The following is a 10,682-nucleotide window of genomic DNA, read 5'->3' on the forward strand; positions in this document are numbered from 1 at the left end:
TTAGCGCTAGCTCATGGCTGAGTCGACTTCACGGCTAATCAGTGTACCGACGCCTTCATTAGTGAAAATCTCGAGAAGCGTCGCATGCGGTACACGGCCATCAACGATAACCGCACTTTTGACGCCGTTGCGCACCGCATCTAAAGCGCAGCCGATCTTTGGAATCATGCCGCCTGAGATGGTGCCATCCTCTATCATGGCATCCACTTTTTTGGGTGTCAGGCCAGTAACTACTTTACCATCACGGCCTAATACGCCTTTGATATTGGTAAGTAGCATTAGCTTCTCGGCCTGCAAGAATTCAGCCACTTTACCTGCGACCAGGTCAGCATTGATGTTATAAGTATCGCCATTGTCATCGACACCAAGCGGCGCAATAACGGGAATAAAGTTGGAGGAGATGAGCATGTTAATCACGTCTTTGTTGACGCTGACTACATCACCGACATAGCCCAAATCGATAGGTGCCTCAACACCATCATCATCGACCTTTTGCATGAGCATTTTTTTAGCATGAATCAGGTTGGCGTCTTTACCGGTCAGGCCAATCGCGCGGCCCCCGTGTTTATTAATGAGGCTGACGATCGACTTATTAACGCCGCCGCCAAGCACCATCTCGACGATATCCATGGTGCTTTTGTCCGTGACACGCATACCATCGATACGCTCTGATTTGCGTCCGAGCTCTTTGAGTAAGGTATCGACTTGCGGGCCGCCGCCGTGTACGACCACGGGATGTAGCCCAACTGTCTTTAGCAGCACAATGTCACGAGCAAAAGAGCTCTCAAGCTCAGGATCGGTCATGGCATTACCGCCGTATTTGACGACGATGATCTTATCGACAAAACGTTGAATGTAAGGCAGTGCGGTGGTCAAAACCTCTGCGGTGGTTTTGGCGTCATTAAAATTAAGGGACATGAGGGACTCCTAAAAGGTAGCTCAAGATATCAGTTTAAAAAAACCAGTTTAAAACAGGTCGAATCAAAACGTCAGCGCAATATAAAAAAAGGCGGCAATCTCCAGAGACTGGCACAAAATCATTGAACAGTAATTATTAAACAATAGCTATTAAACAATAACTATAGTCAGTTCAAAACAAAAGTGTTATGGCTAGGACAAACATCATAAAATAATTTGGATAAGTCATTTTCCATCCACCCTTGGCGTAGAAACTTCACTTGAGCCCATTTTTTCTCAATAGGGTTCAAGTCTGGGCTGTACGGCGGCAGCCATAGAATACGATGACCATGCCTGTTCAGTAATTTTTGGATACGTCTACTTTTATGAAACCGAGCGTTATCCATGACAATCACGCATTTGGTTTTAAGGCTTGGGATTAGGGTGTGTTTGCACCAATCGTAGAATATGCCGCTGTTAATGTTGTGTTCAAAGTAATCCAGTGCAAATAGCATCTTTTCATATAGAGCCCCAATGACGTTGGTTCGCTTTTTACCTTGCCAGTTGTAGCTGTCGATACAGGGTTTGCCTATCAGTGCATAACCATGAGGACGAATGGTCTGGCTTTCAAAACCGCTTTCGTCCATATACACAATGGGGTAACCTTGCTGTTTAAAGTTATCAAGCTTACTCTGATACGCCGCTCTTTTTATTGGACATGCTTTTGGATGCTCTAAGGTCTTTTTTTTGACTGATGCCTAGGCGTTTTAAAGCCTCACAAATGGCTGGGGCAGTACAGTTGAACCGTCTTGCTCTCTCATAGTGATAGTCATCAGGGTAACGCTCAACGTCTTTGCGTAGTGCATCATCCGGTATTTTTGATGGCGTAACATTGCGAGTGCTCTTACTATGCAGCCGTTTCTTCCACTTTTGAATAGTGGTTGGACTAATGTCATAAAAAGAGGCTGCCTCGGCAAAGGTCATGCCATCTGCTAAGCTTTTAAGAACTTGTTTGCGATAATCTAGTGAGTAAGTCATGATAATTGAGTATATCTGTTGAGATGTTTTATCTTATAACATTTTTATATTTAATACACTATACTGTAGCGAATAGTAAAAAAGATATTGTGACCCAATCGCGTCAAATCGAGCAGCTTTTTGCTGGGGTCGATACCCAAGACGGCGCTGGTGTTAAACTCACTCGCGTACTGACGCAGCAGCTGCAACAGCGCCTCGACCCTTACTTGATGCTCGATAACTTTAAAAGTGACAATCCAGATGATTATGTCGCAGGGTTCCCCAATCACCCGCATCGCGGCTTTGAAACCATTACTTATATGATTACAGGCCGTATGCGTCATCGTGATAGCGCGGGTAACGAAGGGCTATTACAAAACGGCGGCGTGCAGTGGATGACAGCGGCGAGCGGCGTAATCCACTCAGAGCTACCGGAACAAGAAGACGGCGCGATGGAAGGCTTTCAGCTGTGGCTTAATCTACCTGCCAAAGATAAAATGAATGACCCTTGGTATAAAGATTTTCAAAGTGAGGACTTGCCTAAATACACAACTGAAGATGGCGTAGACGTTACGGTAATCGCAGGTAGATCGCATGGCGCAGAAGGTGCAGTCACCCGCGACATTACTGAGCCGACGTATTTGGATATTCATCTACCCGCAGGGACTAGCTTTAGCCAAGCGATTCCAGCCGATCACAATGCCTTTGCCTTTGTCTATCGCGGTACGGTAGACATTGAAGGCGAAATCGTACCGAGTAAAAACATGGCTATCTTGAAAAATGATGATAATACTGATGGCGTGACCATTACCGCCGACAGCCAAGAAGACACTAAAGTGATCTTAATCACTGGCCGCCCACTACGCGAGCCGATTGTGCAATACGGTCCCTTTGTTATGAACAGTCAGCAAGAAATCATGCAAGCCGTCACTGATTTCCAAAGTGGTAAGTTTGGTGAAGGGGCTTAACTGTTAGGTTAATTTGTTGAATACTTTATATAAAATTAAAGCCCGTATTAGTTTGCTAATATGGGCTTTTTTTATAAAATGAAGCAACCTTTACATACAGCCTCAATCACTGAATGAACCGCTTTACTGATCGCTCACAAATAGTTTATTAGAGGTTCTTTTAATAGATACTAATTCAAAAAGTTCTTGTAGTGAGGCATTCTCTGAATCAAATATTGCAATGTTAACACCAGCAGGGTTTTTTACACTATGGTAACGTAACCCTAAAATAGGCTGTGCATTTTCAGTTTGGAATCTAAATCTAAAATACTCAGATACAATTTGGGTCGGTACATATTCAACATGCTCTCTACCATCCTTTGAAACAGGTAAAGTTAACTCATCCACAAACGAATGAAGAAACAACATATTTTGCCTAACGTCATACTTCTCAGGCTCGAAAATACTCGGTATTCTAGGTAGATCAACAAAATCTATAACCTGAATATCTTTTAACAATTTAAACTTGGCAATTGACCATTCTGTCGCATCTGTGATCACTTCTTTTTCAGCTGTAGCTTGTTCATAAGCCAGATAGAAATAAGAAATACCAGCTGGATTCATGCGACCAGCATTAGCTATTCCTTTTGGTGCGACACCAACATTAGAAAACTTCTTAAACTCTTCTCCCTCTTGAGTATTAACTCTAACTCGATAAAACTCGGTTCCGGCAGGAATAATAGTAATTAGTTTTTCTGCATTACAAAGTGCTCCAAGAGCATTGAGCATATTTGAAACAGGAATATAATCTGGTCTACCAGAAGAAAATTCATCTTCAGGTTCAGACAAGAATAAATAGCGCGTCTTGTATAGAACTTGATTCTTAAAAGCTGACCAACCATATGATAATGCTGAAGATGAACTTTCAACAGACCAGTCATTTTTGACATGCTCTACTAAATACAGACTTGCATCAGAGCTATTGATTAAATCTTCGCAAAACTCTCCACACCAACCAGGATCAAAATCCCAAATAATTTCCGATATATTAGTTTCTGATATTAACCATTCTTTTTCAACCCATGGCATACCTACGTCTTGCGCGTCTGCATAATGCTGAAATATTGAGTCATATATCCGTTCCATCACTACATTATATGGAGCGGCTATCAAATCACCTTCTTCATTCTTTTCGCCGCAATAGGAGCATGAATTTGAACTAAGATTGGTAGCAACTAAATTAGCTAATGAACTGTCTAAGACACAATCTGCACATATCGATTTGTTAAGACCACTAAGCTGAGGTGACTCGTGCATAGAAATCGATAAATCTGAATGATATCCCAATTTTTTCTCCTAGGCTTACAATTATCTCTCTACTGCTTCACTTTCTAAAATAAATAACTGATTTATTAGCATAAACTCTCGAATATCATCGCTTAAATTATGTTTGGGTTCTTGATGTGCACGATTATTGCGATAAGCCATGAAAACATTAGTAAATAGAGAAGCTCTTCCTTTAGACTCACCTGAATCTAAATTCTTCCAATATAAAACCGGGTCATTACCTTGAAAAGCTTTTGCGAACAGCTTAGTGCTGCTTTCGTTATTTAAGCCAGTACGCTCTCTAACAATAGATTCAATTTTTCGGTATCCATTCATAATTGCGTTGTCGGGATTTGTTTCAAACTCTAAGGCTTGTTCAATAAGACGTGGATCGATTAAAGCCATAGGAATAGTAAGAGGAAACTCACTAAAAACGTTGTTTCTATTTTCGTTACTGAATTGAATAAACTCATACCATCTAACAGGACGAACTTTTCCAATACTATTGATATATTCTAAGTCTTTAACGGTTAAGCTTGAGCTAGATATGCGCTCAAAAATCCTCTGTGGAACGATATATTCATCTATATTATCCGTATATTGCGCCAACAAGTTTAAAACGAAAGCATAGCCTTTTGGCCCTTCTCCATTATAATCAGAAGCAAAACCACCTTTAATGACTATCTGAATATCATACTCAAGGGCTAGCAATAAAGCGTGAGCTTTTGAATAAGGCTCTTCAAAGGTGAGTATTTTGACCTCTTCTATTCTTTCACCAGCGTGTACTAGGTTTATGACTGCTTTCTTACATTCTTGGGTAATACCACTTTCACCTAAGTATTGAATACCTGCTAATTTAGCCTTCACTATTGTTCCTTAGTTCTCAAACTAAGAAAGAGTATACTAATTTTTTGTAGAAATATACCAAAAAAAAACCCCCAACACTTATATGTCGGGGGCTTTTAGGGTATAGAGAGCTGACGATGACCTACTCTCACATGGCCGGAGCCACACTACCATTGGCGCAACGATGTTTCACTTCTGAGTTCGGGAAGGGATCAGGTGGTGCCATCGTGCTATTGTCGTCAGCAAAGGGGGTTAGATATGAGTCTGTTGTGTGACTTTTAATAAGTATCACTTATCCTAACTGAATCAAGGATAAAGGTGATATCGATATAATGCTTGTCTAACTATAGAACCAAGTTCTGATAGATAGCTACAAACCACTTGGGTGTTGTATGGTCAAGCCAAACGAGCAATTAGTACAGGTTAGCTACACGCATCGCTGCGCTTCCACACCCTGCCTATCAACGTCCTAGTCTTGAACGGCTCTTTAGGGAAATCTAATCTTGAGGTGGGCTTCCCGCTTAGATGCTTTCAGCGGTTATCCCATCCGAACGTAGCTACCGGGCAATGCCATTGGCATGACAACCCGAACACCAGTGGTTCGTCCACTCTGGTCCTCTCGTACTAGGAGCAGATCCTCTCAAATTTCCAACGCCCACGGTAGATAGGGACCGAACTGTCTCACGACGTTCTAAACCCAGCTCGCGTACCTCTTTAAATGGCGAACAGCCATACCCTTAGGACCTGCTTCAGCCCTAGGATGAGATGAGCCGACATCGAGGTGCCAAACACCGCCGTCGATATGAACTCTTGGGCGGTATCAGCCTGTTATCCCCAGAGTACCTTTTATCCGTTGAGCGATGGCCCTTCCATACAGAACCACCGGATCACTAAGACCTACTTTCGTACCTGCTCGACTTGTGGGTCTCGCAGTTAAGCGCGCTTTTGCCTTTATACTCTTCGACCGATTTCCGACCGGTCTGAGCGCACCTTCGTACTCCTCCGTTACTCTTTAGGAGGAGACCGCCCCAGTCAAACTACCCACCATACATTGTCCTCGGCATTGTGATGCCTGAGTTAGAACCCCAACATGACCAGGGTGGTATTTCAAGGATGGCTCCACAAACACTGGCGTGTCTGCTTCAAAGCCTCCCACCTATCCTGCACAAGTCAGGTCAAAGTTCAATGTAAAGCTGTAGTAAAGGTTCACGGGGTCTTTCCGTCTAGCCGCGGGTACACAGCATCTTCACTGCGATTTCGATTTCACTGAGTCTCTGCTGGAGACAGCGCTGCCATCATTATGTCATTCGTGCAGGTCGGAACTTACCCGACAAGGAATTTCGCTACCTTAGGACCGTTATAGTTACGGCCGCCGTTTACTGGGGCTTCGATCAAGACCTTCGCTTACGCTAAGCCCATCAATTAACCTTCCAGCACCGGGCAGACATCACACCCTATACGTCCACTTTCGTGTTTGCAGAGTGCTGTGTTTTTAATAAACAGTTGCAGCAGCCTGGTATCTGCGACTACCAGCAGCTCAAGGAGCGTGTCCTATCACCACCAATAGCGTACCTTCTCCCGAAGTTACGGTACCATTTTGCCTAGTTCCTTCAGCAGAGTTCTCTCAAGCGCCTTGGTATTCTCTACCTGATCACCTGTGTCGGTTTAGGGTACGATTCGTTTATGACTATCGCTTAGAAGCTTTTCCTGGAAGCCTGGTATTTGCCACTTCGTCCTACAAGTAGGACTTGCTATCAGATCTCGACCATATAGCAGCCCGGATTTACCTAAGCTGCAAGCCTACATCCTTTCACCTAGATAACCATCACTAGGCTGACATAACCTTCTCCGTCCCTCCATCGCATCATAAACAAGTATCGGAATATTAACCGATTTCCCATCGACTACGCCTTTCGGCCTCGCCTTAGGGGTCGACTCACCCAGCCCCGATTAACGTTGGACTGGAACCCTTGATCTTCCGGCGTGGATGCTTTTCACACCCATTATCGTTACTCACGTCAGCATTCGCTCTTGTGATACCTCCAGCATGCTTTACAACACACCTTCACAGGCTTACACAACGCTCCCCTACCACTTGAAAACAATTTTCAAATCCGCAGCTTCGGCTCCTAGTTTGAGCCCCGTTACATCTTCCGCGCGGGCCGACTCGACTAGTGAGCTATTACGCTTTCTTTAAAGGATGGCTGCTTCTAAGCCAACCTCCTAGCTGTCTATGCCTTCCCACCTCGTTTCCCACTTAACTAGGAATTTGGGGCCTTAGCTGGCGGTCTGGGTTGTTTCCCTCTCCACAATGGACGTTAGCACCCACTGTGTGTCTCCCGGATATCACTCATCGGTATTCGGAGTTTGCATCGGTTTGGTAAGTCGGTATGACCCCCTAGCCGAAACAGTGCTCTACCCCCAATGGTGTTCGTCCGAGGCGCTACCTAAATAGCTTTCGGGGAGAACCAGCTATCACCGAGTTTGATTAGCCTTTCACCCCTATCCACAAGTCATCCCCTGGCTTTTCAACGACAGTGGGTTCGGTCCTCCGGTGCCTGTTACGGCACTTTCAACCTGCTCATGGATAGATCACTCGGTTTCGGGTCTATACCCTGCAACTATGACGCCCTATTAAGACTCGGTTTCCCTACGGCTCCCCTAAACGGTTAACCTTGCTACAGAATATAAGTCGCTGACCCATTATACAAAAGGTACGCGGTCACACTGCAAGAGTGCTCCCACTGCTTGTACGCACACGGTTTCAGGTTCTATTTCACTCCCCTCACAGGGGTTCTTTTCGCCTTTCCCTCACGGTACTGGTTCACTATCGGTCAGTCAGGAGTATTTAGCCTTGGAGGATGGTCCCCCCATCTTCAAACAGGATTTCTCGTGCCCCGCTCTACTTAATATGTTATCTTCAGAATTTAAAATACAGGACTATCACCTACTATGGTCAGCTTTCCCACGCTGTTCTTCTATTCTAAAGATAATCGGCTTCTCCCCGTTCGCTCGCCGCTACTTGGGGAATCTCAATTGATGTCTCTTCCTAAGGGTACTGAGATGTTTCACTTCCCCTCGTTCGCTTCTTATACAAAGTATAAGATACCTAGCTTATGCTAGGTGGGTTTCCCCATTCAGAAATCTCCGGATCACAGGATATTGCCGCCTCCCCGAAGCTTATCGCAGGCTGTCACGTCTTTCATCGCCTCTGACTGCCAAGGCATCCACCATGTGCGCTTAATTACTTGACCATACAACCCCAAGTAGTCTTGGTTAATTGTTAAGTTTATCTCTATTAGTAGTAAAAGTAGCCTCGAAGTAATTCGAGGTATTTTACTACTGGATAAATCCAGTTCTTAACATGGTTGTTTGTCGCAATTATAACGATATCACCTATGTTTACGCTTGATTCAGTTCTCTTTACTTTGAAGATTAGCCCTTGGGATAACAACAATGTCGTTAAAAGGCTAATCTTCAGGTTAGCAATAACACGTGAAATGTTATTGCTAACCCAGACTCATATCTATGTTTTTAAATAGTTCCTATCTCTTCGTCAGATGATAGGTTCTGTATAAAACAGAAGTAAATAATCATCTACGATTACTTAGTTCTATTTATACTTATTTGCTTTCGCTTGTTTATAAGAGTGGTGGAGCCAAACGGAGTCGAACCGTTGACCTCCTGCGTGCAAGGCAGGCGCTCTACCAACTGAGCTATGGCCCCTGAGAGCCGCTCGGGCGAAGCACTGCTTCGCTAGGCTCGCAAGAGAAAATTGCTTAAAGGCAATTTTCTATAAGTCTTGCTAACGCTTGAGCGTTTCTAACTGTTTTAAGCACTGTACCTAAATAATGGTAGGCCTGGGCAGACTTGAACTGCCGACCCCCGCGTTATCAACACGGTGCTCTAACCAGCTGAGCTACAGGCCTGAGAAGCGTTTAAACAAAGCACTGCTTTGTTAGCTTCGCAAGGAAAATCCTTTAAATAGGATTTTCAGTATGCGTAACTTACAATGACAACGCCTGTTATCTATCCGCCTGTTAGGCTTATAAACAATCTAAACTAAAGAACAACTTGTTGTGAATTCTTGCTGAGCGAATGCCGTCTATAAGGAGGTGATCCAGCCGCAGGTTCCCCTACGGCTACCTTGTTACGACTTCACCCCAGTCATCAACCACACCGTGGTGATCGCCCTCTTACGTTAGGCTAACCACTTCTGGTGCAATCAACTCCCATGGTGTGACGGGCGGTGTGTACAAGGCCCGGGAACGTATTCACCGCGGCATTCTGATCCGCGATTACTAGCGATTCCTACTTCATGGAGTCGAGTTGCAGACTCCAATCTGGACTACGATAGGCTTTGAAAGATTCGCATCACATCGCTGTGTAGCTGCCCTCTGTACCTACCATTGTAGCACGTGTGTAGCCCTGGTCGTAAGGGCCATGATGACTTGACGTCGTCCCCGCCTTCCTCCAGTTTGTCACTGGCAGTATCCTTAGAGTTCCCGGCTTAACCCGCTGGTAACTAAGGACAAGGGTTGCGCTCGTTGCGGGACTTAACCCAACATCTCACGACACGAGCTGACGACAGCCATGCAGCACCTGTATTCTAATTCCCGAAGGCACTCCCGCATCTCTGCAGGATTCTAGATATGTCAAGACCAGGTAAGGTTCTTCGCGTTGCATCGAATTAAACCACATGCTCCACCGCTTGTGCGGGCCCCCGTCAATTCATTTGAGTTTTAACCTTGCGGCCGTACTCCCCAGGCGGTCTACTTATTGCGTTAGCTGCGTCACTAAGTCCTCAAGGGACCCAACGACTAGTAGACATCGTTTACGGCGTGGACTACCAGGGTATCTAATCCTGTTTGCTACCCACGCTTTCGAACCTCAGTGTCAATATGATGCCAGAAGGCTGCCTTCGCCATCGGTATTCCTCCAGATCTCTACGCATTTCACCGCTACACCTGGAATTCTACCTTCCTCTCACCTATTCTAGCCTAACAGTATCAGATGCAGTTCCCAGGTTAAGCCCGGGGATTTCACATCTGACTTATCAAGCCACCTACGCTCGCTTTACGCCCAGTAATTCCGATTAACGCTTGCACCCTCTGTATTACCGCGGCTGCTGGCACAGAGTTAGCCGGTGCTTATTCTGCAGCTAATGTCATCGCTAACGGGTATTAACCGTTAGGTCTTCTTCACTGCTTAAAGTGCTTTACAACCAAAAGGCCTTCTTCACACACGCGGCATGGCTGGATCAGGGTTGCCCCCATTGTCCAATATTCCCCACTGCTGCCTCCCGTAGGAGTCCGGGCCGTGTCTCAGTCCCGGTGTGGCTGATCATCCTCTCAGACCAGCTACAGATCGTCGCCTTGGTAGGCCTTTACCCCACCAACTAGCTAATCCGACTTAGGCTCATCTAATAGCGAGAGCAACAAGTTGCCCCCTTTCTCCCGTAGGTCGTATGCGGTATTAATTCGAGTTTCCCCGAGCTATCCCCCACTACTAGGTAGATTCCTAAGTGTTACTCACCCGTCCGCCGCTCGACGCCTGGGAGCAAGCTCCCATCGTTTCCGCTCGACTTGCATGTGTTAAGCCTGCCGCCAGCGTTCAATCTGAGCCATGATCAAACTCTTCAGTTTAATC

At 45.3% G+C, this 10,682-nt stretch carries 6 protein-coding genes, 2 tRNA genes and 3 rRNA genes; 1 reads left to right on the forward strand and 10 read right to left on the reverse strand.

What is annotated here, in order from left to right; translation table 11 throughout:
- Nucleotides 1-6: 6 nt before the first annotated feature.
- The 3 genes from argB to JMY03_RS00095 all read right to left on the reverse strand — a co-directional run bounded on the left by argB (nt 7) and on the right by JMY03_RS00095 (nt 1,935).
- The gene (gene argB, locus JMY03_RS00085; RefSeq protein WP_201599850.1) at nt 7-918 is read right to left on the reverse strand and encodes an acetylglutamate kinase; all 912 of its coding nucleotides are present in this window, start codon (nt 916-918) and stop codon (nt 7-9) included.
- Nucleotides 919-1,085: 167 nt separating this feature from the next.
- On the reverse strand, nt 1,086-1,610 hold the full coding sequence (locus tag JMY03_RS00090) for an IS630 family transposase (RefSeq protein WP_156915621.1): 525 nt from the start codon (nt 1,608-1,610) through the stop codon (nt 1,086-1,088).
- Nucleotides 1,585-1,935, reverse strand: coding sequence for an IS630 transposase-related protein (locus JMY03_RS00095; protein ID WP_201541006.1), 351 nt, complete (start codon nt 1,933-1,935; stop codon nt 1,585-1,587). The genes JMY03_RS00090 and JMY03_RS00095 overlap by 26 nt, the downstream gene beginning before the upstream one ends.
- An 89-nt stretch (nt 1,936-2,024) precedes the next feature.
- Here JMY03_RS00095 and JMY03_RS00100 point away from each other — a divergent pair, with 89 nt between their 5' ends.
- Nucleotides 2,025-2,882, forward strand: a complete 858-nt coding sequence (locus JMY03_RS00100) for a pirin family protein (protein WP_201599852.1) — start codon at nt 2,025-2,027, stop codon at nt 2,880-2,882.
- 123 nt (nt 2,883-3,005) lie between these two features.
- On the opposite strand, the gene JMY03_RS00105 is transcribed toward JMY03_RS00100, so the two are convergent.
- From JMY03_RS00105 to JMY03_RS00135, 7 genes are all read right to left on the reverse strand, one after another.
- A complete protein-coding gene (locus tag JMY03_RS00105) occupies nt 3,006-4,208 on the reverse strand; it encodes a HEPN-associated N-terminal domain-containing protein (protein ID WP_201599854.1) in 1,203 nt (400 codons plus the stop codon).
- A 21-nt stretch (nt 4,209-4,229) separates the two neighbouring features.
- Nucleotides 4,230-5,054, reverse strand: a complete 825-nt coding sequence (locus JMY03_RS00110; RefSeq protein WP_201599857.1) for a TIGR02391 family protein — start codon at nt 5,052-5,054, stop codon at nt 4,230-4,232.
- A 108-nt stretch (nt 5,055-5,162) separates the two neighbouring features.
- Nucleotides 5,163-5,277, reverse strand: a 5S ribosomal RNA gene (gene rrf / locus JMY03_RS00115).
- A gap of 148 nt (nt 5,278-5,425) precedes the next feature.
- A 23S ribosomal RNA gene (locus JMY03_RS00120) occupies nt 5,426-8,287 on the reverse strand.
- Between the two features lie 396 nt (nt 8,288-8,683).
- Nucleotides 8,684-8,759, reverse strand: a tRNA-Ala gene (locus tag JMY03_RS00125).
- A 126-nt stretch (nt 8,760-8,885) separates the two neighbouring features.
- Nucleotides 8,886-8,962, reverse strand: a tRNA-Ile gene (locus JMY03_RS00130).
- A gap of 179 nt (nt 8,963-9,141) precedes the next feature.
- Nucleotides 9,142-10,678 (reverse strand): 16S ribosomal RNA (locus JMY03_RS00135).
- Together the 16S, 23S and 5S rRNA genes with 2 tRNA genes alongside form the textbook arrangement of a ribosomal RNA operon.
- Between the last annotated feature and the right edge of the window lie 4 nt (nt 10,679-10,682).

Origin of the sequence: Psychrobacter submarinus (genome assembly GCF_904846685.1) — a bacterium.
Taxonomy (GTDB): Bacteria; Pseudomonadota; Gammaproteobacteria; order Pseudomonadales; family Moraxellaceae; genus Psychrobacter; species Psychrobacter submarinus.

What these genes read in the sequence shown, in the direction of transcription:
- argB (WP_201599850.1), bottom strand. Translation starts at nt 918, where the DNA reads ATGTCCCTTAATTTTAATGACGCCAAAACCACCGCAGAGGTTTTGACC.
- JMY03_RS00095 (WP_201541006.1), bottom strand. Translation starts at nt 1,935, where the DNA reads ATGACTTACTCACTAGATTATCGCAAACAAGTTCTTAAAAGCTTAGCA.